The following is a 24,174-nucleotide window of genomic DNA, read 5'->3' on the forward strand; positions in this document are numbered from 1 at the left end:
GGCGGGTCCCTCACCGCGCACGGGGAGCAGGCTCTGTCCCACCAACGCTACCGGTTGTCGCGGGGCGCGTCCCCACGTGCGCGGGGGACCACCAGAGCCGGCCCCGGGAGTGCTCGTTCCCGGGGACCACCCCTCAACGCGTGCGCGGGCCCCCGGGCGGTGGGCTCATCCGCCCAGCACACCGGCCCGCGCTCCGGGGAGGGCGGGCCGGTGTGGGGTGGTGCTAGCGGATCGCCAGCGCGTCCAGGTAGCCCCGGAGGTTACGGGCGGTCTCGGAGACCGAGTCGCCGCCGAACTTCTCGATGGCGGCCTCGGCGATGACCAGCGCCACCATGGACTCGGCGACCACACCGGCGGCCGGGACGGCGGTGACGTCGCTGCGCTGGTGGTGGGCCTTGGTGGGCTCTCCGGTCTCGGTGTCGATGGTGTCCAGCGCCTTGGGCACCGTGGCGATGGGCTTCATCGCGGCGCGCACCCGCAGCGGGTCGCCGGTGGACATGCCGCCCTCGACCCCTCCGGCGCGGTTGGTGCGGCGGCGGACGCCGTCGGGACCGGGCTCGATCTCGTCGTGGGCCTGCGAACCCCGGCGGGCGGCGGTCCGGAAACCGTCCCCGACCTCCACGCCCTTGATGGCCTGGATGCCCATGAGGGCACCGGCCAGACGGGAGTCCAGGCGGCGGTCCCAGTGCACGTGGCTGCCCAGGCCGGGCGGCAGTCCGTAGGCGAGCACCTCGACGACGCCGCCCAGAGTGTCCCCGGACTTCCTGGTGTCGTCGACCTCCTCGACCATGCGCGCGCTGGTCGCGGCGTCGAAGCAGCGCAGCGGGTCCTCGTCGATGGCGGCGAGGTCCTCGGGGCGGGGCTCGGGCGCGCCCTCGGGAACGCCGACGGGGCCCATGGAGACCACGTGGCTCAGGATCTCGACGCCGAGCGCCTCACGGCAGAACCGCCGGGCGACCTCGCCGACCGCGACCCGGGCCGCGGTCTCACGGGCGCTGGCGCGCTCCAGGATCGGCCGGGACTCCACGTGCCCGTACTTCTGCATGCCGACGAGGTCGGCGTGCCCGGGCCGGGGGCGGGTGAGCGGCGCGTTGCGCGCCATGCCGTCCAGTTCCTCGGCGGGAACCGGGTCGGGCGACATCACCTTCTCCCACTTGGGCCACTCGGAGTTTGCGACCTCGATCGCGACCGGCCCACCCTGGGTGAGGCCGTGCCGGATGCCCCCGATGACGGAGACCTGGTCCTTCTCGAACTTCATCCGGGCGCCCCGACCGTACCCGGCGCGACGGCGGAGCAGCGCGGCGGCGATGTCGTCAGAGGTGACGGACACACCGGCCGGAAGGCCCTCCAGGATCGCGACGAGTGCAGGTCCGTGGGACTCCCCCGCGGTCAGCCAACGCAACATGGCACCGATCCTCCCACGGATCGGGGGCGGGCGTGGTCACCGGGTTCAGGCTTGGGGAAGCAGGGGGTGACCGGCCAGGACGGTGGCGAGGGTGGCGGCGAGCATGAACGGGCCGAGCGGCAGGGGGTCGGCCCGGGTGATCCGGCGCAGGAGCAGCAGGGCCAGGCCGAGCAGGGAGAAGGCCGCGAAGGCCCAGAAGGCGGCGGCCAGGGCGCCGACCGGACCGGCGGCCCAGCCCGCGTACAGACCGGTGAGTCCGGAGAGCTTGACGTCTCCGAAGCCGAGCCCCCCGGGTCTGATCCGCCACATGAGCCAGTACAGGACCGTGACGAGCACCATGCCCACCAGGGCCCCGGACCCGCGCTCCGGGTCGGGCCCGGACGGCGGGAGGAGCACCGACGCGGCCAGCAGGAGCGCGGCGACCGGGTAGGCGGGGGCGACGAGGGCGTCGGGCAGTCGCATGACCCGCAGGTCGACGGCGGACAGCGGCACACCGAGGGCGACGAACCAGAGCACGGCGAGCAGGCCGAAGGGCGTCCACTCGGCGAGGTGGGCGGGGGCGACGGCTCCGACCAGCGCGAACAGCAGGGCCGTGGTGGCGACGACGGCCGGTTGGGAGCGGACGGGCACCGCGCAGTGGGGGCAGGGCCCACCGCGTCGGAACGCGCGCGCGGCGGGGACCGGCAGCCCGCGGGCGAAGGGGACGCGGATCAGGCAGTGCGGGCAGCGGGGCGGCGGGGGGCCGTCCGGTGTCGCACCGGGGTCGGGGGCGCTCGTGGCGGTGGCGGCGGACGCGCTCGGCGCGTCGGGCGCGCCTACGGGGTCGCCGCCCCCTCCTGTGGCAGCGTCCTGTTGGGGAGCGGCCCGCCCCGGCGGCCCGGCGGGTTCGGGCGGCCCCGCGGGGCCGAAGAGGTGGACCAGGCGACCGCCGACGCGGCCGACCGCCAGTCCCGCGACGAGGAGGACGGCGGCGGTGAGGGCCGCCCGCGCCGTGGGGGACGACGCGAGCTCCAGGGGGGTGGACATGTTCGGAAACTACCTGCTGGCGGCGGTCGGCGACAGGGTGTCGGGCCACCTGTGCACAACCCCGGGGTCAGGTGTCGTCGCGCCGGGCCCGCACGACCGCGCTCAGCTCCACCCCGCCGGGCAGCACGTGCTGGAGTTCGGATCCGAGCCGCTCGGCGACGCGGCGCAGCGACTCGTCGTCGCGCTCCTCCAGTTCGAGCCGGATGCCGAGGTCCGCGCGTTCGGAGGCGTGGACCCGCACGCGTTCCACACCGAACTCGGCGTGGGTGACGCGATAGATGATCGACAGCACCTGCGGGTCGTCCTGGGGTTCGGGAACCGAGCCCTTCTCAGCGAGCACGGTGAGGAAGCGCCCCTGGATCGTGTGCGGGACCGGCCCGGACACGTCGATCACCAGCGCGTCGGCGTTCTCCTCCAGGGTGGCCTTGCAGGCGTCCCGGGTGGTGAAGGGGACCGGCCGGGCGTCCGGCCGCCAGCGCCGGACCGCGTCCACGGAGGTGAAGGCCAGGACCCCCCTGCGACCGTCCTTGCCGGTCATGATGGGGATGGCCACCTCGCTGTTCTTGTCCTTGGTGAGCCCTCCCGCGCCCTCCTCGGTCTCGGTGGCCACCGCCACCACCGGGATGAGGACCCGGGACCCGCCGAGGGCGGTCAGGACCTGGCGGTCGCCGGTCCGGCCCGCCGCGTGCTCGCGCAGGGCCGTCTCGACGGCCGGGTCGGCGCTGCCGTCGTCGTCGCGGAAGTTCTGGGCGCCGGTGATCGATGGTCTGCTCACGTGTTCCGACTCTACCCGGGGCGCGTGTCCGTGCCGGGGTCCCCTCTCGGACAGAACCATGTGACCTCTCCCCTGTCGGCGCCGTGCGGGGCGGCCGCCCCGCGGGGGTGCGCGCGTTCGGCGGCCCGCCCCGGGTACCAGCCTGGCAGGGTCGCGCCCGGGGGACGGCGGTTTCGGGGAGTTCGGGCTGGATTAGGGCCGCGTGCCGCCGAGGGTGGCGACGATCCCCCTGAGCTGGCCGACCTGTTCCGGGCTGAGACGGTCGAACATCAGCGCCCGCACCCGGGTGGCGTGTCCGGGGGCGGCCTCGCGCAGGGCGGCGACCCCGTCGTCGGTGAGGACCGCCCACAGCCCGCGCCGGTCGTCGGCGCAGCTCTCCCGGCGCACGTGGCCGTCGCGTTCGAGGCGGGCGACCTGGTGGGACAGGCGGCTCTTGGAGACGATGACGGACTCGGCCAGGTCGCGCATGCGCATGCGCTGGTCGGGGGCCTCGGAGAGGTGGGCGAGGATGCCGTACTCGATGAGGGTGAGACCGTCGCGGGTCCGCAGGTCGTGTTCGAGCTCGTCGTAGATCCAGGCGTTCATGCGCAGGAAACCGCGCCAGACGTGCTGTTCGTCGGCGTCGAGCCAGGCCTTCTCCATGGCTCGATTCTAGGGCGTGGACCCCCGTGGCCCTTGCGTGTTCGAGAACGAACACCTAAACTACTTCCCAGGAAGATACTTCTCGGGTAGTTTGTTGCCAGTCAGGGAACAACTCGGAGAACGGCCCTCGACCGAGGCCGTCCGCACACAGGGAGAGACACCATGGCCGCTCAGGAACTCAAGCCCGGCACCTGGAAGATCGACGCCGCGCACAGCATCGTCGGCTTCTCCGTCCGCCACATGATGGTGAGCAAGGTGCGCGGCCGCTTCGAGAGGTTCGACGCCACGCTGACCGTGCCCGAGGACCCCACCCAGTCCTCCGTCGAGGCGAGCATCGACGCCAGCTCCATCAACACCGACAACGCCGACCGCGACAACCACATCCGGTCCAACGACTTCTTCGAGGCCGACCACCACCCGGAGTTCAGCTTCCGCTCCACCGGCCTGGAGGCCCGCGGCGAGGACTTCGTCCTCAAGGGCGACCTGACCATCAAGAAGAACACGCACCCGGTCGAGCTGGCCCTGGAGTTCAACGGCTCCACGGTCGACCCCTACGGCCTGGACCGCGCCGGGTTCGCCGCGACCACCACCATCAGCCGCAAGAAGTTCGGCGTCGACATCGAGATGCCCATGGACGGCGGCGGCGTGGTCGTCGGCGACAAGATCTCCATCGAGATCGACGCCGAGTTCACCCGAGAGGCCTGAGCCGCACCGGCTCCGGCCGGAACGGCGCCCCGACCCGGGGGTTTTGACGACACTCCGTCGTCAAGCCGGTGAGGGCTCGGATATCGTCGACGGGGGAGGGTCCAACGACCCTCCCCCGTCTCGTACGTACCGGCCGGTCCCGGACCGCAGGAGGAGCACCGTGCAGCCCCAACCCTTCGCCCCCGAGGTCGTCACCGCCGTCACCGCGCACATGAACGGCGACCACCCGGAGGACACCCTGGTCATCTGCCGCGCCCTGGGCGGGCGCCCCGAGGCCACCTCGGCACGCATGACCGGTCTCGACCGGGAGGGCGGCGACTACGCGGTGACCGTCGACGGCACCGAGGAGACCGTACGCATCCCCTGGTCCGCGCCGCTCACCGAGCGCGCGCAGATCCGCGTCGAGGTGGTCCGCATGTACCAGGAGGCCTGCGCCGCGCTCGGCACCACCCCGCGCGGACAGCACTGAACCGGCCCGCGCGCACCGCGCGGGCCGCGCCCGGAGCCGACAGGGAGAACGCGACGGAACCGGAACCGCGACGCCCCCGCCGGAGTCCCAGGAGGTGACGGGGAGGACGTCGTCCGCGCACCCGGTCAGTGGCGGGCTCCCGACGCCCCGACCGGGCCCGCGCACGACCTAACCTGGAGGGGTCCGCCCCGCCACGGCGAGCTTCCCGGACACCCGCAGACGACCTCCTATCCGAAGGATGGCTCCGGCCTCGATGGTCACGCCCGACCCCGGTGACGAGAACGCACCGACCCAACGGATCGACCCCACCGCGCCCTCCGGGCAGCACGGCCCGCCCACGGGCCCCACGCGCTGGGTCACACGCGTGTTCCGACCAGGAGCGTCACCGCCACCCGGGCCTGGGGCCCGCCCGGTCCCCCTGCCCGCCCCCGACGAGGCCGCCACCCGCGTCGTCCCGCCGACGCCGTCCGGTACGGACCGCACCACGGTCCTGCCCGCGGGCCCCGACCCCGCGGCCGCACCCGTCGACGGCACCCGGGTCCAGCCGCCGCCCTCCCCCACCGCCCGTCCCGGCGGGGGCCGCACCGGCCCCGGAGCGAACGGGCCCGGAGCACCCGCCCCCTGGTGGCGCGTCCTCCTCGGTCCTCTCCTGGACTGGATGGCCCGCCTGGTCTCCCGCGTGGTCGTGGGACCCGCGGGCGACCTCGACTACGCCGTACCCGCCGAACTCCGCCGCCGCTACCAGGTCCTGGACCACATCGGCGCGGGCGGCGAGGCCGTGGTCTACCTCGCCGAACCCGCCGACGCACCCGGACGGCGGCTGGCCCTGAAGGTGTACCGGCCCGGTCACGACATCAACCGCGAACTCCTGGACCGCCTGCGCGCCCGGGGTACCGCCTCCCCGCACACCCCGGCCATCCAGGGGTACGGGACCGCCGCCAGCTCCTGGGGCGAGGACCTGGCCTGGGAGGCCCAGGAGTACTTCTCCCTGGGCACCCTGCGCGAGGTCATCAACCAGGCCCCCCTGGACGACGAGGGCGCCCGGGCCGTGGTCCGCGCCGTCGCCGACTGCCTGCACCACTGGCAGGGCGAACTCCAGCACAACCACACCGACGTCAAGCCCGAGAACCTGCTCGTCCGCTCGCTGGACCCGCCGGTGGTCGCCCTCACCGACTTCGGCGGGGCCGTGCGCGCCACCATGAGCCGGGTCTACGGCAGCCAGGCCGTCACCGAGGCCTACGCCTCCCCCGAGGTGGTGGAGGGCCGCCGGGAGGCCCCCGCCGCCTGGTGGTCGCTGGGCGTCATGGTGCACGAGATCACCACCGGCCGCCGCCCCGACCGCGGCGGGAACTGGCTGACCGCCCGCAACACCGAGGTCGACGTCTCGGCCGTCACCGACGACCGCTGGCGCCTGCTCGCCCGGGGCCTGCTCACCCTGGCCCCCTCCGCGCGCTGGGGGTACGAGGAGGTCGCGGCGTGGCTGGCGGGCGAGCGACCGCCGATCCGCACCGCGAGCCGCCGACGCCCCATCAGTTTCGCGGGGACCTCCCACGAGGACCCGCCCAGCCTCGCCTTCGACCTGCTGGACCGCTCCGACACCGGGGCGATGTGGCTGCGCAGCCACTGGTCCGAGCTCCGCACGTGGCTGGACCGCGAGGTCAACGACTACACCTTCGACCGCGCCTATCTGACCGGGCTGGAGGGCCGCCCCGAGCTCGCGCACGTCGCGATCAGCGCCCTGGCCGCCCGCTACGTACCGGGGATGCCGCCCCGGTTCCGGGGTCACGAGATCAGCGCTGACGGGCTCCTGGCCCTGGCCTCGGGTGACGCCAGCCGCCACGCGGTGGTGCGCGAGGCCGTGGCGTCGGGGGCCGTGGGCCTGGGCGCCCAGCACTGGTGCCCGCACCCCGAGTGCCGCTCCGGGGGGTCGGGGCGCTGCGCCCGGCTGGAACGGGTCCAGCACGAGGTGCCGCTGCTGATGGCACGGGTCGAGCAGACCCTGGAGCGCGTGGTGGACGCGCGCCCCGACACCGCCCGCGACCCGGACGCCCCCCGGCACCCCGCCACCCACGAGATCGACTCGACCTGGGCGCGAGCCGTGGAGCTGGTGCTCTCGCCAGAGACCGTCGCCCAGCACCGCTCCCTGCTGCGCCGCCAGTCCTGGCACCCCCAGCAGCGCAGCGCCGCCCCGAGCGCGCCCTGGTGGTCCGAGCAGCGCCGCCTCGCCCTGCGCGACGGCGGCGACCCGCTGGCCAGCCGGGGAGCCACACTCACGGCCCTCCTGCTCCTGCCCGAGGCCGCCCGGATCGGCGGCTCCATCGCCGAGCGCGAGCGAGCCGACGGCCGGGCCCGCCGCCAGGACCGCTGGGCCGCGCTGGCCGGGTCGGCGCGGGCGCGCTGGGAGGGCGCACGGGAGAGGGTGGGCACGGCCCGGCAGCGGCGCGCGGCCGCCACCCGGCCCGACAACCCGGCGCTGCCCGGCGACCCCACCCGGCCGCAGGAGCCCGCGACCGCCAAGGAGCGTCGCCAGCAGGAACGGGCGTCGCGACGCGTCGAGCGCACCATGGGACAGATCCAGCGCGCGATGCGGGCCGGCCGCTGCCGCCGGTTCGCCTACCCCGCCGCCCTGGTGGGCCTGGTGGACGGCCTGGGCCGGGCCCTGCGCCCCGGGGAGGGCTTCTTCCCCGAGAGCGCGTTCGTGACCGACGCCTACACGGGTCTGCTGGAGTTCGGCGACAACCCGCTGACCGACGGCGCCGCCGCGCTGACCGACCTGCTGCCCGGCGGGATCGGCTCCGCGTGGTGGTTCCCGGTACTGCTCTCCTTCGCCCTGTTCGTGCTGGGGCGCACCGCCGCCAGGTCCACGGTCAAGGCCCGGCGCCGCCTCGGCGCCTTCCGCCTGGCCGTGGCGGGATCACTGCTCATGCTCGTGGTGGTGCTGTCCACGGGGCTGCTGGCCCTGGGGTCGGGCGTGCTCATCCCGTTGGACGGACTGCTGGGCTGAGCGTCGGCGGGCCGACACCCCTGGTGAGGCGCCGGACACGCTATGATCTCCCGGTTCGGCGCCGTGCCGGGCCAGGCGGAGAAGGGTGGACGGGTGGCTGAGGTGTTCGAGCTGCGTGCCGGGGAGTACCGGGCGCGCGTGGACCGGACCGGAGCCGGGTTGCAGGCACTCACGTGGCGGGGCCGCGACCTGGTCTGGCCCTACACCCGGCAGTCGGGCCCCATCGCCTCCCAGGGGCAGCTGCTCGCGCCCTGGCCCAACCGGGTGGGCGGAGCCCGCTACACCTTCCAGGGCACCGAGTACGTGCTGGACGTCAACGACCCCGAGACCGGTTCGGCCATCCACGGCCTGGTCAGCGAGGTCGCGTGGTCCACTCAGGAGCGCTCCGAAAAGGACGTGACCCTGCGGTTGGACTTCCCCGGCACCCCCGGCTACCCGTTCCCGTTGGAGCTGACCGCCGCCTACCACCTGAGCCCGCCGGACGCCCCGGCTCCCGGGCTCACCGTCACCGTCACGGCGCGCAACGCCGGCCGGACTGACGCCCCGTACGGTCTGGGCTTCCACCCCTACCTCACGCTGGGCGCCCCCCTGCGGGACCTGGTCGAACGAGGCGAGGTCCGGTTGGAGGCCACCGCACGGAGCCGCCAGCCCGCCGACGCGTCGCTGCTGCCGGTGGGCGACCCGGTCCCGGTGGCCGGCACCGGGTTCGACCTGCGCCCGCCCGGCCGCGACCCGGGCGCCACCGAGCTGGACACCGCCTTCACCGACCTGGACCGCGACGCCGACGGCCGGGCCTGGGTGCGTCTGAGCGGCCCCGATCACCGGGTGAGCCTGTGGTCCGGGCCCGGCTACGGGTGGCTCCAACTGTTCAGCTCCGACTCGCTCGGCGGCGAACTCCACCGGGCGCACCTGGCCGCCGAACCCATGACCTGCCCGCCCGACGCCCTCAACAGCGGCACGGACCTGATCGTCCTGGCCCCGGGTGCGAGCGTGGAGCACTCCTTCGGCATCCTCGCCGAACCGCCGGCCTGATCAGTCGAGCGGCCGGGCCCGCACGGCGAACTCCCCCGAGGCCGGGTCGTAGGGCGCACCGGTGAGGTCACCGAGGACCTCCTCAACGACGAACCCGCCCGCGGTGAGCTCGGCGGCGAGCGTGTCGGGTGTGAAGTAGCGGACCCAGGTGTGGAACACCCGTATCCCGTCCTCCGTGACGATGGTGTAGCGGTCCACGCTCACCCGTTCGTCGTCGTAGCGGAAGGTGTGCCGGAAGCCGTGGTAGGGGCGGGCGGACCAGAACCCGTCCATCAGGTTCGGTGCGTACGTCCGCCCCTCCCGAACCCGCTCCAGCGCCGGTTCGGCGTCCACGTCGAACAGGAGGGACCCGCCGTGCGCCAGGTGGCGGCGCACCACGTCGAGCAGCCGGGCCCGGTCCGCTGGGGACATGGCGCAGTAGTCACGCATCACCATCACGACCAGGTCGAAGCGCTCGTCCAGGTCCAGTTCCAGGTAGTCGCGGCACAGGTGACGGGCGTCGAGCCCGTCCCGGCGCGCGGTGTCCTCGGCGTACTCCACCGATCCCGGAGAGAAGTCCACCCCCAGCGCGCTCGCCCCGGCGCGCGCGAGTCGCGTGGTGTACAGCCCGGGTCCGCAGCCGAGGTCGGCGACGCGGGCACCCGGCCCCAGGGCGAAGCGCTCCACCATCCAGTCAACGGAACGGTCGACGAACTCGGTCCGGTGGGAGGCGGCTTCGACCTCCGGGTCCAGGTGGTGGCGGAGCATCCGCGTGGAGACGTGCGGATCGGTCCACAGGTCGGCGGTGCTGACTCGGGCGTAGGGCTCGGGGCGTTCGGACATGGCGCGGAGCGCGGCGTAGACGGGGTTCACTGAGGGTTCCTCGGGGTCACGTGCGGGACCACCGGCGCGCGGACGCGGGAGCGGCGGCGCTGGGGCGGTGGGCGGAAGGGGTGGGCACGCGTTCAGGAGGACATGGGGACCACTTTACGCGAACCCGGACTCACACCCCGCCGAACATCTCCGTGACCCGGGCCAGGTCCTCCTGGGTGTCGATGTCCTCCGGGCTGGCGACGTCGTCGCAGGACACCGTCGTGACCAGGTGGGAGTAGGCGCGCAGGAAGGGTCGGGCGCCCACGTCGCGCTGGGCCATCGAGTAGACCGTGGACCAGTGTTCCCGCCCCAGCAGTACCGGATTGCGCGGGTTTCCGTGGTAGGTGGCCACCGCCGCTCGCGCGCCCTGCTCGTAGGCCTCCACCAGGCGCCGGACCGCCTCGGGCGTGACCAACGGCTGGTCGGCGAGGGCGATCAGGAGTGCGTCGGCCGTGCCCGGCACGGCGTCGATACCGGCACGGACCGAGGAGCCCATGCCCGTCTCCCAGTCCGGGTTGCGCACGGTCAGGGCGCCGGTCACGGACGTGTCGGCGGCTCCCAGGACCACCAGCAGCGGGGCGCAACCGCCCTCGGAGAGGGTGCGCACCCCGCGGTCGACCAGACGTTCGCCGGCGAGTTCGACCAGGGCCTTGGGGCGGCCGAGTCTGCTGCCCGAACCCGCCGCCAACAGCAGGCCCGCCACCGCACCCGAACGCTCGTCCCCTCGCTCCCCCGTGTCCATGACGCGATGATGCCACGGACGGGGTCTCCGGGTGGGCCGCCTGGACGAGGTCACCGGCACCGCCGCGCAGCCAGAACCCGGACCACCGCTCCGACCTGGCACTTCACCACCGGACGGGTTTCGGATCACCCCTGGGTCTGGCCGAATCCGGCCGGAACCAGCGGCACCGCGGGCGTGTCGTGGTGAATCCTGCCCCGGGTCCGGCTCAACGCCCGGCCGGTGCCACCCCACCGGCTGCGCACCAGCTCCGCCGCGATGGACACCGCCGTCTCCTCCGGTGTGCGCGCCCCCAGGTCGAGACCGATCGGCGAGTGCAGGCGCTCCAACGCCGCCTCCTCCACCCCGGCCTCACGGAGCCGCTCCAGACGGTCCTCGTGCGTACGCCGCGAACCCATCGCGCCGATGTACCCCGCGCCCGTGGCCAACGCCCGCCTGAGCACCGGCACGTCGAACTTGGGATCGTGGGTGAGGACACAGATCGCGGTCCGCGCGTCGATCTCGTCGGCGACCTCGTCCAGGTACACGTGCGGCCACTTCACCACCACCTCCTCGGCGGTCGGGAACCGCTTGGCGGTGGCGAACACGGGACGGGCGTCGCACACCGTCACCCGGTACCCCAGGTAGGAGCCGAGGTCGGCGACGGCCGCGGCGAAGTCGATCGCGCCGAACACCAGCATGCGGGGGGCCGGGGCGAACGACTGGACGAACACCTCCAGTTCGTCGCCGCGCCGCTGGCCGTCCACACCGTAGTGCAGCAGCCCCGTACCGCCCTGCGCGAGCATGCCGCGCACGTCGTCGTCCAGCGCCGCGGCCAGGCGCTCGCCGCCCTCTCCCAGGTCGCCCTCGGCGTGACCGGGCCACACGATCCGGCGGCGGCCCACCCTGGAGGCGTCGGAGGGGTCGGCCACGACGGTGGCCACCGCCACCGGCTGGTGCTCGTCCACCGCCCCGAGCACCGCGCCCAGTTGGGGATAGGTCGCGCGACTGACCGGCTCGACGAACATGTGCAGCGTCCCACCACAGGTCAGCCCCGCGCCGAACGCGTCGTCGTCACCGACACCGTAGGTGCGGCGCACCGGTGCGCCGGTGCGGATCGCCTCCAGGGCCTCCTCATAGACGGCCCCCTCCACGCAGCCGCCCGACACACTGCCGACGACCTCGCCGGAGGCGCTCACGACCATCGCCGCCCCCGCGCCACGCGGTGCGCTCTTGAAGGTGTCGATCACCGTGGCCACCGCGAAGACCTCACCCGAGGCGTACAGCTCGGACACGCTCGCTCGGACATCTCGCACGCGGCACCTCTTCCACGACTCCCCACGCGGACGGCGGCGGTCCGCTCATGGGCCCTGGTACCAACCTATGTGCCCCACGCAACACGCAAGAGCCCCCGTTCCTCCAGGAAACGGGGGCCCGATTCGGTCGCACCTACGAACGCGCGCCGCCGGGGGACTCGGGCTCGCGGCCCTCCCCCCGCCCCAGCAGCGACCGGAACTCCTCCAGCCCCCGACGGGCGTACTCGCCGTCGGTGCTCTGGATACCCATCACCGGCAGCGACGTTCCGTCCGACAGGTCCAGGCAGGGCCACGGCTCCCCCACCGGCATCCGGATGTCCAGAACCTCCGGCCAGGCCAGGTGGTGGGTGCGGATGCCGTTGACGACCACCACGTCGCGCTCCGTGGCCACCAGCCGGGGACGGCCCAGCATGTGCAGCCCGGCCGCCACCGCCAGCCCCAACAGGACGACCAGGAACCGGTCCATCACCCGCCACTCACTCGGCAGGATCACCGCCAGCACGACCATGGTCGCCACGATCAACAGGCCCAGGCCGTAGGCCACCAGGCGCACCGCGCGGGGCCGCCAGGTCCTCGGCAGGGTCGTCTCGCCCGAAACCTCGTCCACAGGTAGTTCCCTCGTCCGCACCAGCTGCTCCCTCATCCACGCGCCCAAGGCGTGGCTCTCCCCGATCACCGTCGGCCACGCGCGGGCGCGCCCCGGGCGGGTGGGATCAGCGACGCAGTCCGCGCAACGCGACCGCCGTGTCCAGGGCGGCCAGCGCGGCCTCGGCGCCCTTGTCCTCGACGCTCCCCGGAAGTCCGGCGCGGTCACGCGCCTGCTCCAGGGTGTCACACGTGAGCACACCGTTGCCCACGGGGGTGGATTCCCGCAGGGCCACCTCGGTGAGCCCGTGGGTGACCGACTGGCACACGTAGTCGAAGTGCGGGGTGCCGCCGCGGATGACCGCGCCCAGCGCGATCACCGCGTCGTGCTTGCGCGCCAGCTCCTGGGCGACCACCGGGATCTCCACGGCCCCGGCGACCCGCACCACCACGGGCTCGGCCGCGCCCGAGGCCTTCACCACCGCGAGCGCGTTGGCGAGCATCGGTTCGACGATCGCCTCGTTCCAACGGGTGACGACGAGGCCCACCGACAGCCCCGAGGCGTCGACCTGGTGTTCGTCCGGACGTCCTGTGCCGCTCATGACCGGCCTTTCGTGATGGTGTGTACGGGTGTGGGGGGTGGAACGGGGGGCGGGGCGGGCGGGGCCTACCGCGCCACACCGGCCAGGTCGTGACCCATGCGGTCGCGCTTGGTCAGCAGGTAGGAGAGGTTGTCGTCGGTGACGAAGGAGGCCATGGCCACCCGCTCGTTCACCCGCACACCGTGGTGCTCCAGCCCCTCGGCCTTGGCCGGGTTGTTGGACAGGAGCCGCACCGAGACGACCCCGAGGTCGGCGAGCACGGCCGCACCGGCGCCGAACTCGCGCGCGTCGGCGGGCAGACCGAGGTCCAGGTTGGCGTCGACGGTGTCCGCGCCCTCGTCCTGGAGGCGGTAGGCGCGCAGCTTGTGCAGGAGCCCGATCCCGCGGCCCTCGTGGCCGCCCATGTAGACGATCACGCCGCGCCCCTCCTCGGCGACGGCCTCCATGGCCGCGTCCAGTTGGGCGCCGCAGTCGCACCGGTGGGAGCCGAAGGCGTCGCCGGTCAGGCACTCCGAGTGCAGACGGGCCAGGACGTCCTCGCCGCCGGACAGGTCGCCCAGGACCAGGGCGACGTGCTCGGCGCCGTCGGCGGTGCCCTTGAAACCGACCGCCCGCCACTCGCCGTGCCGGTTGGGCATACGGGTCTCCACCATGCGCGTCACCAGCGCGGGCCGGGCCTGGTCCTCGGTGAGGGTGTCACCGAGCGAGGCGCGGTGTGCGGCCAGCTGCTCCACCGACACCAGTTTCAGGCCGTGCTCGTCGGCGAACTCCCGCAGGCGGGGCAGACGGGCCATGGTGCCGTCGTCGTTGACCACCTCGGCGAGCACCCCCGCGGGGCGCAGACCGGCCAGGCGGGCGAAGTCCACGGAGGCCTCCGTGTGGCCCCGGCGGGCCAGGACACCGCCCGGGCGGGAGCGCAGCGGCAGGATGTGGCCCGGGCGCACGAAGTCCACGGGGCGGCTGTCGTCGGAGGCGAGCAGGCGGATGGTGCGGGCCCGGTCCGCGGCGGAGATGCCGGTGCTGACCCCTTCGCGGGCGTCGACCGTCACCGTGTAGGCGGTGCGCAGGCTCTCCTCGTTGCGCGCGGTCATCAGCGGCAGGTCCAGGCGGTCCAGGTCCTCGCCCTCCATGGGCACGCACACCACGCCGGACGTGTAGCGGATCATGAAGGCCAACAGCTCGGGGGTGGCGAGTTCGGCGGCGAAGATGATGTCGCCCTCGTTCTCGCGGTCCTCGTCGTCCACGACCACGATGGCCCTGCCCTGGGCGAACTCGGCGATGGCGTCCTCGATGCGGTCGAGGACGACGGCCTGTCCGGTGTCGGCGGCCGGGGTGGTGTCGGTGACGGTCATGCCCGCTCCTGAAGGTGCGTCGTGGGTGGTTCGGGGTGGGTGGTGGGGCCCGCTAGGAGCGGGTGCCGTCCTGAGCGCGGGCGAGGGAGACCGCGGTGATGCGCTCCACGTACTTGGCGATGACGTCCACCTCGATGTTCACGGTGGCGCCCACCGCCAGGCCGCCCAGGGTGGTGGCCTCGAGAGTGGCGGGGATGAGGCTGACCTCGAAGAACTCCTCGTCAGCGCCGGGGGCGCTCACCGCTGACACGGTGAGGCTGGTGCCGTCCACGGTGATCGAGCCCTTCTCGACCACGTAGGGGGACAGCCTCGGGGACAGGCCGAACCGGAGGACGTCCCAGTTGTCACCGGGATCGCGGGACAGGAGGGTGACGGTGCCGTCGACGTGGCCCTGCACGATGTGCCCGCCCAGGCGGCCGTCGCTGCGCGCGGCGCGTTCGAGGTTGACGGGAGAGCCCGGGACGAGGGCGCCGAGGGAGGAGCGGTCCAGGGTCTCCTTCATCACGTCGGCGGTGAAGGTGCCCTCACCGAGCTCGACGACGGTCAGGCACACGCCGTTGACCGCGATGGAGTCGCCCCGACCAGCGTCGGAGCTGACCAGGGGGCCGTCCACGGTGAGCAGGACGGCCTCACCGCTGGTTCCGGCGGCCGCGACGGAGACGACCCTGCCGAGTTCCTCGACGATTCCGGTGAACACGCCCTACATCCCTTCGCCTGGCACGGCTCCGGGGAAAAGGGTGTGGAACACGGGTCCACGACAGGAACGGACCACGGAGCCGTCACCGAGGAACGGCACGGCTCGGACCGCCCCAACGCGCACTGCCTCCCATCCGGACTTTCACCGTCGGTACCGGAATTCCACCGGTTCAACCGGTCGATGGAATCGACCGGGTCGCGGACTGTCACCGCCGGTTCGGACTTTCACCGACCCCGGAGCACGCGTTTGACTGTTGTCTAACGACACGATCCTATCCCCTCCCCCACGCGCCGCAAAGCTCGTGTGACCGGGGTCATCAACGGGCGGGACGGTCGGACCGCACCGTCGGGGGACGCTCGGGCCGCAGCGCCAGCCCCGCGCGCACGAACATCTCCGGCGCCCCGAAGGTCGCCCAGAAGGCCACCGCGCCGTACACCGCGAAGGACACCAGGGCCGAGGGGAAGGCGCCCAGGTCCCGGAAGAGGACCCGCTCCACGGCCAGGACGAGCACCACCACGGAGACCCCCAGGGCGAGCCGCGCCGCCCGCGCCGTGAGCGTGCCCGCGGCGCTGTACCAGCCCCGCCGGTACAGCAGTGTGAGGCCGAGCGCCCCGCCGAGCAGCGCCCCGCAGGTCGTGTAGAGCCCGAGCAGGGAGTGCCCGGCCGGATCGGCGGGGACGGCACCGATCCACTCGCCCGCGGGGACCGCCCAGCTCCCCCGCACGACCGTCTGCCAGACGGTCGCCGCCGCGCACGGCACCAGGGAGGCCGCCAGCAGCAACGGGACCCAGCGCGTCGCGTCCAGGGAGAGCCACCACGCCAGGGCCCGCTCCTCATAGCGCAGCACCAGCCACAGCAGGGCCCCGCCCACGAGGAGGCCGACCACGACGTCGCTGAAGTAGTGCACGCCCAGGTAGACACGGGAGAAGGCCACCACGGCGACCACCGCGACCGCCGCCCACGGCACCCACCGGCGGCGCGCGTGCGCCGCGAGATAGCCGTACGCCACCACCGCCGCCTGGCTGTGCCCCGAGGGCATGCCGAAACTCCCGTGCTGCGCGTATCCGGTGATCCGCGGGTCGTACCAGTAGGGCCGGGGGCCGTAGAGCACCGACTTGAGCAGGTTGTTGAGCACCGCCGAGGCGACGACGGCCACGAAGAGTCGGGCGCCCAGACCGGCGTGGACGCACCAGAAGACGGTCACCATCAGGGCGATGAGCACGCCCTGCGAGCCGAGGAGGGTGAGGGCCTCCAAGGGCGGGGCGAGCCACGCTCCGAGTTCCTGCAACCAGCGGATACCGGCGTGCTCCGCCTCCCGCAGGGTGTCCATGGCCAGGTGCTCGGTGGTCCAAGCGTTCACGCGTACTCCACGGGGTCCGCGCCTGGCAACGCGCTCACGCCGCGCCGCTCCCCCGGGCACGCGCGTGCAGGGGAAGACGGAGCCGCGACCAAGCGGAATCGACGACTACAGCGGGCAGCTTAGGCGGACCGCCCGTGGTGCGCCAGGCCCCGGGGCCCGGCGCGCCGCGATCGTTACCGGTGGGTTCGGGTCAGTGGGCTCACCCCGTGGGCCCGGGCGCGCAGCGCCTCGACGGCGCCGTCCGGGTCCTGTGCCCCGTAGACGGCCGAACCCGCCACGAACACGTCCGCCCCGGCCTCGGCGGCGCGCTCGATGGTCTCGTCGCTGACCCCGCCGTCGACCTGGAGCCAGACCGAGGCCTCACGGCTGTCCAGGAGCTCGCGGGCGCGGCGGATCTTGGGCAGCACGAGATCCAGGAAGCGCTGGCCGCCGAAACCGGGCTCGACGGTCATGAGCAGGAGCATGTCCATCTCGCCGATCAGGTCCTCGTAGGGGTCGACCGGTTCGGCGGGGTTCAGGGCCAGGCCGGCGCGCGCGCCGTGCCGGCGGATCTCCCGCAGGGTGCGCACGGGGGCGTCGGCGGCCTTGGCGTGGATGGTGACGCTGCCCGCGCCGACCTCCGCGTAGGCGGGCGCCCAGCGGTCGGGCTCCTCGATCATCAGGTGGCAGTCCAGCGGTGTGGGGGTCGCCTTGAGGAGGGACTCCACGATGGGCAGGCCGAGGGTGAGGTTGGGGACGAAGTGTCCGTCCATGACGTCGACGTGCAGCCAGTCCGCGCTCGGGACGCGGGCCGCCTCGTCGGCCAGGTGCGCGAAGTCGCTGCTGAGGATGCTGGGAGAGATCTGGATTGCCACGTCGGGCAGTGTATCGGGGCTGGTTCGGGGCAGGGGTTCCAAGGGGGCGGCACCGATCGAGGGGGAGCCATGCTGGACGAGGACGGGCTGCGGGACTTCCTGGAGGGCTACGGCCGCGAGCTGGTCGGGGGCGACCTGGAGGGGGTCGCGGCCAGGTACGGGTATCCGGCCTACGTGGCGGGTGACGTGGAGAGCGTGGCGGTGGCCTCTCCGGCGGACGTCCGGGAGGCCTTCGCCGGGGCGGCGGAGCGGTATCGGGAGCGCGGGATGGTCGACGCGGTTCCCGAGCTGCGGGGGATGGAGGAGCTCACCGAGCGCCTGGTGTGGGCGGCCGTGCGGTGGTCGTACCGCGACGCGCGCGGCGACGAGGTCCTGGCGGAGTCGCACCGGTACCTGCTGCGCGAGGCGGGCAACTCGTGCATGATCTGCGCGGTGGTCTCCCTCGGCACGGACTGACCGCGACCTTTACGACGTAGATTCGTGATGACCCGGGTCCCGCCCCCGGGCGTGGACCCCGGGGGCGGGAAGCAGTTCGGCTACTCCGGCGTGCGGCGCAGCAGGGCGAGGAACATGGCGTCCGTGCCGTGCACGTGCGGCCAGAACTGCGCGTACTTCCCCTCCGGGCCCGCCGCGAGGTCGGGGACCTCGTCCAGGTAGTCGGGGGCGCGCAGCAGTTCGAGGTCGTCGCGCTCGGCCAGCACCGCACGCACGATCCCGTCGGTCTCGTCCAGGTGCGGGGAGCAGGTCACATAGGCGACCACACCGCCGGGACGCACCGACTCGACCGCGCGGGTGAGCAGGTCGCGCTGGAGCGGGGCGAGCTGGGTGACGTTCTCCGGGGTCCGGCGCCACCGGGACTCGGGACGGCGGCGCAGCGCGCCCAGGCCCGTGCACGGCACGTCCACGAGGACGCGGTCGAACACGCCGGGCCGCCAGGCGGGACGGGTGCCGTCGGCGACCACGGCCCGGCCCGCGTCACGGGGGGCGCGGCGGACCGCCTTGGCCACCAGTCCGGCACGGGCGGGCTGGACCTCCGACGCCACCAGCCGGGCCCCGCCCTGGCCCGCGAGGCTGGCCAGCAGACCCGCCTTGCCTCCCGGGCCCGCGCACATGTCCAGCCACAGCGCGTCCCTGCCCCCGGCGTCCACCCGGGTCAGTGCGAGGGCGACCAGCTGGCTGGCCTCGTCCTGGACGGCGGCCCGGTTCTGGCGCACCTCGCGCAGGAGCCCCGGGTCGCCTTCGGGGAGGTAGGCGGCGAAGGGCGAGTAGCGGCCCGGCAGCGCGCCGGACTCCTCCAGGTCCGCGACCTTGGCCCGACCCGGCTTGGCCACGAGGGTCACCCGGGGGCGTTCGTTGTGGGCCGTGAGCAGCCTCTCGGTCTGGACGAGGCCGTCCCTGGACCGCTCCCCCAGCGCCCGGGCCAGCTCCTTGACCACCCAGCGCGGGTGGCTCTCGACCACCGACAGGTAGCCGCTCGGGTCGCGCTCGCGGTCGGGGGCCACGATCGCGACCCACGCGTCCAGGTCGCGTGCGCTCACCTTGCGCAGGATCGCGTTGACGAACTTGCCCCGGTGCTGGCCGACCACCCGGCGGGCCAGGTCCACGGTCTCGCTGACGGCGGCGTGCGGCGGGATGTTGGTGGACAGCAGCTGGTGGGAGCCCATGCGCAGCAGTGGCAGCACCTCGGCGTCCACGGAGGACAGCGAACGGTCGACGCAGGTCCCCAGGATCGCGTCGTAGGTGCCCTGGCGGCGCAGGGTGCCGTAGGTGAGCTCCGTGGCCAGCGCCGCGTCCCGCCCGTGGATGCCGCGCTCGCCCAGCAGGACGGGCAGCAGCAGGTTCGCGTAGGCGTCGCGCTGTTCCACCGCGCGCAGCACGTCGTAGGCGACGCGGCGGGCGGGATCGCGGGGCTGGGGCGGCCCGGACCGGTGCCCACCGCCCTGCCTGGGCCTGCCGCCCTTACGGGGACGCTGGTGCCGGGACCGGGACTGCTCGCTCAACGTGTGCTCTGCCTCAACAAGCCGGGGACGGGTACCGACGCGCGTTCACGCACGCCAGGTCCGAGAGTACGGCAGCTCAGCGGCCGAGTCGGTCGTCCTCGGCGAGACGCACGCCGCGGGCCCAGTCCACGGCGTCCATCTCCTTCTTGCCCTGGGGCTGGACCCGACCCAGTTCGACCGGGTGGGTGCTGGTGCCGACCACCACCCTCCTCTTGTCCGCGAACGGCTGACCGGGTTCGAGGTCGGGCCGGTCGGCGTCGGTGACCGGACGGACCGGGCCCAGCTTCAGGCGGGTGCCCCGGAACGTGGTCCAGGCGCCCGGCGCGGGCGTGCAGGCGCGGGCGACGCGGTCCACCCGCTGAGCGGGCGCGGTGAAGTCGAGCTCCGCGTCCAGGGAGGTGAGCTTGCCCGCGTACGAGACGTCGGTGTCGGGCTGCGGCACGGGGGCGAGTTCACCGGAGGCGATGCCGTCGATCGTGCGGAGCAGCAGACCCGCCCCGGACTCGGCGAGACGCCCCAGGAGTTCGCCGCTGGTGTCGGTGGGGCGGACCGTCTCGGCGAGCGTGCCGTAGACCGGCCCGGCGTCGAGTTCCTTGACGATGCGGAAGGTGGACGCGCCGGTCACGTCGTCGCCGTGCAGGACGGCGTGCTGGACCGGGGCCGCGCCGCGCCAGGCGGGCAGCAGGGAGAAGTGCAGGTTCACCCAGCCGTGCGCGGGAACGTCGAGCGCGGACTGCGGCAGGAGCGCGCCGTAGGCCACCACCGGGCAGCAGTCGGGGGCGATCTCCGCCAGGCGCGCCAGGAACTCGGGGTCGCCCGCCTTGGCGGGTTTGAGAACCTCGATGCCCTCGCTCTCCGCGACCTCGGCGACGGGGCTCGCCGAGATCCTGCGCCCCCGACCGGAGCGGGCGTCGGGTCGGGTGACCACCGCGGCGACCTCGTGCTCGGAGGCGATGAGCGCCCGGAGCGAGGGCACCGCCACCTCTGGTGTTCCGGCAAAGACGAGCTTCATGTTCGGTTCCCCCTCCGCTGCGCGTACGGGTCACTGTTCTACCAGTACCCGAGGGGGCTCCCGAGCGGGAACGGCGGTGTTGTCGGCGGCTTCTGGTAAACCAAGGGTGATGACTGCACAGCCCGGCCCACCCGACGACGACGGCCTCTTCGACGTGTCGGAGCTGCTGGACCCCAAGGCGCTCGCCAAGGCTCGGGCCCAGGAGGCCGCCCGGCCCGAGGCGCGGCGGCCCGCCGGGAGCCTGTCGGTGGCGCGCGTCATCGTCGACACCCCGCTGCCCCACCTGGACCGCTACTTCGACTACCGGGTGTCCGCCGACCAGGACGCGCAGGCCGTCGCGGGCTGCCGGGTGAAGGTGTGGTTCCACGGGCGCCTGCTGTCGGGGCTGATCGCCGAGCGGGTGGAGACGTCCGACTTCGGCGGCCAGCTGTTGTACCTGGACTCGGTGGTCTCCGCCGAGCCGGTGCTCTCCCCCGAGGTCCTGGAACTCGCCCGGGCCGTGGCCGACCGCTACGCGGGCACCCTCAACGAGGTCGCCAAGCTGGCGATACCGCCGCGCAGGATCAGGGTGGAACGAGAGGAGCCGCCGGAGCCGCCCGACCCCCCGGAGCGGGAGGACGCCGACACGGGCCCCGGCCCCTGGGCGGACTATCCGGACGGGCCGGGGTTCGTGGCCGCCCTGCGCGAGGGGCGTGCGGCCCGCGCGGTCTGGAACGCCCTGCCCGGGCCGGGGTGGGACGACGCGATCGCCGTGGCGGCCGAGGCCGCGCTGGACGCCGGTCGCGGCACCGTGATCGTGCTCCCCAACAGCCGCGACGTGCGGGCCGTGGACGCCGCGCTGACCCGCCGCCTGGGTGAGGGGCGCCACGCCGCCCTGCCCGCCGACCTGGGCCCCACGCCGCGCTACCGGCGCTGGCTCTCGGTGCTGCACGGGCGGACCCGGGTGGTGGTGGGCTCGCGTCTGGCCCTGTTGGCTCCCGTGCGCGACCTGGGGCTGGTGGTGCTGTGGGACGACGGCGACGACGTCCATGTGGACCAGAGCGCGCCCTATCCGCACGCCCGCACCGTCCTGGCGATGCGCGCGCACATGTCGGGAGCCGGGGCGCTCTTCGGCGGACACACCCGCTCCACCGACACCCAGCTGCTGGTGGAGTCGGGCTGGGCGCAGCCGCTCGTGGCCGACCGGGCGACGCTGCGCGGGCGGGCTCCGGTGATCCGGCCCGCCGGGGACGACCACGAGCTGGCCCGGGACGAGGCCGCGCGCACCGCGCGGTTGCCGAGCCTGGCACTCAAGGCGGCGCGTGAGGGCGCCCGCGAGGGTCCGGTGCTGTTCCAGGTACCGCGCCGGGGCTATCTCAACGCCCTGGCCTGCGCCGGCTGCCGTGAACCGGCGCGCTGCGAGGCCTGTCGCGGGCCGCTGGCGATCCGTGACGCGCACGCCGTCCCCTCCTGCGGGTGGTGCGGTCGGGTGGCCGGACGGTGGACCTGCTCCGAGTGCGGCTCGCCCCGTATGCGCGCCGTGGTGGTCGGCGATCGCAGGACCGCCGAGGAGCTGGGCCGGGCCTTCCCCTCGCTGACCGTGCGCACCTCCGGTCGGGACGAGGTCCTGGCCCAGGTGCCGAACAAGCCGTCGCTGGTGGTGTCCACCCCGGGTGCCGAGCCGGTGGTTCCGGACGGCGGATACGCCGCGGCCGTGTTGTTGGACGGCTGGGCGCTGCTCAACCGTCCCGACCTGCGCGCCTCTGAGGAGGCGCTGCGCCGCTGGCTGAACGCCGCCGCGCTCGTGCGGCCGGGCGGCACCGTGGTGGTGGCGGCCGACGCGTCCGTGCCGGTGGTGCAGTCGCTCGTGCGCTGGGACCCGGCCGGGTTCGCGGAGCGCGAGCTCGCGGAGCGGCGCGGGCTGGGGTTTCCCCCGGCGGTGTCGATGGCCTCGATCACCGGCGCCCCTGAGCACGTGCGGGAGCTGCTGGACCAGATCCGGTTGCCGGAGTCCGCCGAGGTACTGGGACCGGTTCCGGTGGACACGCGGACCGGAGACGACGGCGGGGTGACCGAGCGGGCGCTGCTGCGGGTGCCGCGCGGCGCGGTGGGCGAGCTGTCCCGGGCGCTGAAGGCGGCCGCGTCAGCGCGCAGCGCGCGCCGGGACGAGCACCTGGTGCAGGTGCGGGTGGACCCGCTACAGGTGCTCTAGGGTGTGTTTTGTGGATGCTTTCGCCTTCTGGCGGCGGAGCCGCCAGCACCGCGAGCGGCCGCCAGGCCATCTCTCGCAAGACGATGAGCGACGGTCAGCCCGGGTTTGGCTGTCCGAGCTCCATCGGCGCAGCGAGAGGCAGCCTGGCACCGTGAGAACACCGCGCCGCCAGGCGTCCCTTGAGGGTGGTGGAGGGCGACGGGCGGGCGGAATGATCCACACAACAGGCCCTAGGTGACCGGCGCGGGCCCGGTGTCGGGCGCCTGCCCGTAGCGGGCTCGGTAGAGGTCGCGCAGGAGGGCGACCTCGGCACCGTGGTGGATGAACTCGCGGTTGAGGTGCAGCAGGAGCACGACCAGGGGGAAGTCGGCCCACTGGGGCGCCTCCGCCCCGCCCACGGGCGCGGCCAGCGCGTCGTCGTCGAGCTCCTGGACGTGCGCGACCCACGTGAGGTAGGCCCTGCGCAGACGCTGTCGGGCCTCGGCCGCGGTGGAGGGCCAGTCGATGGTGTCGCGGTTGGCGGTGCGGTCGCCGAAGTGCCAGTTGATCCGGGCCTCCAGCACGTCCACCACGATGTGCCCCAGGCGCCAGGCGATGGTGGTGACCGGCGGCGGATCGGGCTCGGGGTAGGAGCCGTCCGGGGCGTGGCGGCCGTCCGGCAGCTGGCGCACGGTCCAGCAGTCCGGGACCGGCTCCCAGTGGAACTCGGCGTCGGTCAGCCCCTCCAGCCGAGGCCACAGGGAGAAGTCCCAGTAGAACTGTATCTGGGCCAGGATCTCGGCGTTCCAGTTCAGCGCCATCGCGGCTGTCCCCCTCCTCGCCCGGGCACGCGGCCCAGCCCGCCCAGGGTCCCGCACCCGGGGTCGGACACGTCATCATCCGGGTAGGGCCACCAGGTGAGGTCGGCGACCCCCGGTTCGACCGGGAGGAAGGGGGCGAAGGCGCGTTCGGCGACGACGCGGGGGGCCGTGGAGGTGAGGGCGACGTATCCGCCGCCGCGCATCATCGAGTGCAGGGTGTCCAGGCCCCTGGGCGGGTCCTGTTCGGTGTGAGGTCGGGTCATCAGCACGGCGACCGGCTGGTCGAAGTCGACCAGGCCGCTGCCGTGCAGGCGCCGGAGCGCGGCGTCGGCCCCGCCGGTGGTCTCCCCTGCCAGGACGGCGCTGTTGCGCGCGGGGGCGGCCAGGACACCGGCGGTCCCGGTCGGGGCCAGGTGGACGACGGTGGCGTCGGCGTGGGCACCGCGGACCCGTTCGGCGGTTCCGGGCACCGGACACCCCCAGTCGACGAACTGGCGTACGCGGGCGTCGGCGCAGAGGTAGTCGACGACGCGGCCGAGGAAGGCCTGGTGGAGACGGACCCGTTCCGTCTCGGCGGGGTCGGGCGGTGGGCAGCCGCGCGCGCCGAGGCTGACCACCCGGGAGGGCTGCTCGGGCACGCGCGGGGGCTCGGTGGTTCGGAACACGGCCGTGAGGGGCCCTGCCTTGGGTCCTCGGACGTCCGTCACGATCACGCTCCCCCAGCCGGTTCGCTCGCGGGAGGCGGGACGCGGTGCCGGTGCGGACCGGTCGGGTCCG

23 protein-coding genes and 1 riboswitch are annotated in these 24,174 nt (G+C 73.9%); of the genes, 6 read left to right on the top strand and 17 right to left on the bottom strand.

The features are described 5' to 3' along the window. Window positions 1-223: 223 nt before the first annotated feature. From aroC to ACFYL4_RS00580, 4 genes are all read right to left on the bottom strand, one after another. Window positions 224-1,405, bottom strand: coding sequence for a chorismate synthase (gene aroC / locus ACFYL4_RS00565; protein ID WP_387515354.1), 1,182 nt, complete (start codon window positions 1,403-1,405; stop codon window positions 224-226). A gap of 45 nt (window positions 1,406-1,450) precedes the next feature. Further along, entirely contained in the window at window positions 1,451-2,431 is a 981-nt protein-coding gene (locus tag ACFYL4_RS00570; protein WP_387515356.1) for a prepilin peptidase, read from the bottom strand. 67 nt (window positions 2,432-2,498) lie between these two features. Further along, window positions 2,499-3,206 (bottom strand): SseB family protein, encoded by a 708-nt coding sequence (locus ACFYL4_RS00575; RefSeq protein ID WP_387515358.1) that lies wholly within the window; start codon window positions 3,204-3,206, stop codon window positions 2,499-2,501. Window positions 3,207-3,398: 192 nt separating this feature from the next. Then, window positions 3,399-3,848, bottom strand: a complete 450-nt coding sequence (locus ACFYL4_RS00580; RefSeq protein ID WP_357757106.1) for a MarR family transcriptional regulator — start codon at window positions 3,846-3,848, stop codon at window positions 3,399-3,401. A gap of 162 nt (window positions 3,849-4,010) precedes the next feature. Here ACFYL4_RS00580 and ACFYL4_RS00585 point away from each other — a divergent pair, with 162 nt between their 5' ends. The 4 genes from ACFYL4_RS00585 (at window position 4,011) to ACFYL4_RS00600 (ending at window position 9,058) form a co-directional block, all read left to right on the top strand. Beyond that, window positions 4,011-4,553, top strand: coding sequence for a YceI family protein (locus ACFYL4_RS00585; RefSeq protein WP_357757109.1), 543 nt, complete (start codon window positions 4,011-4,013; stop codon window positions 4,551-4,553). A 211-nt stretch (window positions 4,554-4,764) separates the two neighbouring features. Continuing rightward, on the top strand, window positions 4,765-5,022 hold the full coding sequence (locus tag ACFYL4_RS00590) for a DUF2470 domain-containing protein (protein WP_387515941.1): 258 nt from the start codon (window positions 4,765-4,767) through the stop codon (window positions 5,020-5,022). Between the two features lie 253 nt (window positions 5,023-5,275). After that, on the top strand, window positions 5,276-8,026 hold the full coding sequence (locus ACFYL4_RS00595) for a serine/threonine-protein kinase (RefSeq protein WP_387515943.1): 2,751 nt from the start codon (window positions 5,276-5,278) through the stop codon (window positions 8,024-8,026). Between the two features lie 42 nt (window positions 8,027-8,068). Next, window positions 8,069-9,058 carry an aldose 1-epimerase family protein gene (locus tag ACFYL4_RS00600; protein WP_387515360.1) on the top strand — a complete coding sequence of 330 codons (990 nt, stop codon included), beginning with the start codon at window positions 8,069-8,071 and terminating at the stop codon, window positions 9,056-9,058. Here the strand turns inward: ACFYL4_RS00600 and ACFYL4_RS00605 are convergent, their stop codons facing one another. From ACFYL4_RS00605 to rpe, 9 genes are all read right to left on the bottom strand, one after another. Next, window positions 9,059-9,910, bottom strand: a complete 852-nt coding sequence (locus tag ACFYL4_RS00605; protein WP_387515362.1) for an SAM-dependent methyltransferase — start codon at window positions 9,908-9,910, stop codon at window positions 9,059-9,061. A 130-nt stretch (window positions 9,911-10,040) separates the two neighbouring features. After that, window positions 10,041-10,613, bottom strand: a complete 573-nt coding sequence (locus ACFYL4_RS00610; RefSeq protein ID WP_387515945.1) for an NTP transferase domain-containing protein — start codon at window positions 10,611-10,613, stop codon at window positions 10,041-10,043. Between the two features lie 164 nt (window positions 10,614-10,777). Beyond that, window positions 10,778-11,944 carry an XdhC/CoxI family protein gene (locus ACFYL4_RS00615; RefSeq protein WP_357757120.1) on the bottom strand — a complete coding sequence of 389 codons (1,167 nt, stop codon included), beginning with the start codon at window positions 11,942-11,944 and terminating at the stop codon, window positions 10,778-10,780. Between the two features lie 133 nt (window positions 11,945-12,077). Then, complete coding sequence (locus ACFYL4_RS00620; RefSeq protein ID WP_387515947.1) at window positions 12,078-12,587, bottom strand: PH domain-containing protein; 510 nt, start codon at window positions 12,585-12,587, stop codon at window positions 12,078-12,080. A 70-nt stretch (window positions 12,588-12,657) separates the two neighbouring features. Next, a complete protein-coding gene (ribH, locus tag ACFYL4_RS00625; RefSeq protein ID WP_357757125.1) occupies window positions 12,658-13,131 on the bottom strand; it encodes a 6,7-dimethyl-8-ribityllumazine synthase in 474 nt (157 codons plus the stop codon). Between the two features lie 65 nt (window positions 13,132-13,196). Further along, complete coding sequence (locus ACFYL4_RS00630) at window positions 13,197-14,483, bottom strand: bifunctional 3,4-dihydroxy-2-butanone-4-phosphate synthase/GTP cyclohydrolase II (protein WP_357757128.1); 1,287 nt, start codon at window positions 14,481-14,483, stop codon at window positions 13,197-13,199. A 52-nt stretch (window positions 14,484-14,535) separates the two neighbouring features. Further along, window positions 14,536-15,180: a riboflavin synthase gene (locus ACFYL4_RS00635; protein ID WP_387515365.1), complete on the bottom strand. Its 645-nt coding sequence runs from the start codon at window positions 15,178-15,180 to the stop codon at window positions 14,536-14,538. A gap of 115 nt (window positions 15,181-15,295) precedes the next feature. Then, a riboswitch (FMN riboswitch) is annotated at window positions 15,296-15,426 on the bottom strand. Window positions 15,427-15,496: 70 nt separating this feature from the next. Further along, window positions 15,497-16,510, bottom strand: coding sequence for a phosphatase PAP2 family protein (locus ACFYL4_RS00640; RefSeq protein ID WP_387515949.1), 1,014 nt, complete (start codon window positions 16,508-16,510; stop codon window positions 15,497-15,499). A 203-nt stretch (window positions 16,511-16,713) separates the two neighbouring features. Further along, window positions 16,714-17,394, bottom strand: a complete 681-nt coding sequence (gene rpe, locus ACFYL4_RS00645; RefSeq protein WP_357757134.1) for a ribulose-phosphate 3-epimerase — start codon at window positions 17,392-17,394, stop codon at window positions 16,714-16,716. 69 nt (window positions 17,395-17,463) lie between these two features. Between rpe and ACFYL4_RS00650 the strand changes: the two genes are divergently transcribed. Beyond that, complete coding sequence (locus ACFYL4_RS00650; RefSeq protein ID WP_387515367.1) at window positions 17,464-17,850, top strand: hypothetical protein; 387 nt, start codon at window positions 17,464-17,466, stop codon at window positions 17,848-17,850. Between the two features lie 80 nt (window positions 17,851-17,930). On the opposite strand, the gene ACFYL4_RS00655 is transcribed toward ACFYL4_RS00650, so the two are convergent. Both ACFYL4_RS00655 and fmt read right to left on the bottom strand, forming a co-directional pair. Continuing rightward, a complete protein-coding gene (locus tag ACFYL4_RS00655; protein WP_387515369.1) occupies window positions 17,931-19,394 on the bottom strand; it encodes an RsmB/NOP family class I SAM-dependent RNA methyltransferase in 1,464 nt (487 codons plus the stop codon). 76 nt (window positions 19,395-19,470) lie between these two features. Then, complete coding sequence (gene fmt / locus ACFYL4_RS00660; protein ID WP_387515371.1) at window positions 19,471-20,406, bottom strand: methionyl-tRNA formyltransferase; 936 nt, start codon at window positions 20,404-20,406, stop codon at window positions 19,471-19,473. Between the two features lie 109 nt (window positions 20,407-20,515). On the opposite strand from fmt, the gene ACFYL4_RS00665 reads away from it, so the two are divergent. Continuing rightward, window positions 20,516-22,597 carry a primosomal protein N' gene (locus ACFYL4_RS00665; RefSeq protein WP_387515373.1) on the top strand — a complete coding sequence of 694 codons (2,082 nt, stop codon included), beginning with the start codon at window positions 20,516-20,518 and terminating at the stop codon, window positions 22,595-22,597. A gap of 230 nt (window positions 22,598-22,827) precedes the next feature. Here the strand turns inward: ACFYL4_RS00665 and ACFYL4_RS00670 are convergent, their stop codons facing one another. Together ACFYL4_RS00670 and ACFYL4_RS00675 are read right to left on the bottom strand one after the other, a co-directional pair. Beyond that, window positions 22,828-23,397 (bottom strand): DinB family protein, encoded by a 570-nt coding sequence (locus ACFYL4_RS00670; RefSeq protein WP_357757148.1) that lies wholly within the window; start codon window positions 23,395-23,397, stop codon window positions 22,828-22,830. Beyond that, a complete protein-coding gene (locus ACFYL4_RS00675) occupies window positions 23,388-24,062 on the bottom strand; it encodes an SAM-dependent methyltransferase (protein WP_357757150.1) in 675 nt (224 codons plus the stop codon). The genes ACFYL4_RS00670 and ACFYL4_RS00675 overlap by 10 nt, the downstream gene beginning before the upstream one ends. Window positions 24,063-24,174: the final 112 nt, after the last annotated feature.

This window comes from Nocardiopsis sp. NPDC006938, from assembly GCF_042869555.1.
Taxonomy (GTDB): domain Bacteria; phylum Actinomycetota; class Actinomycetes; order Streptosporangiales; family Streptosporangiaceae; genus Nocardiopsis.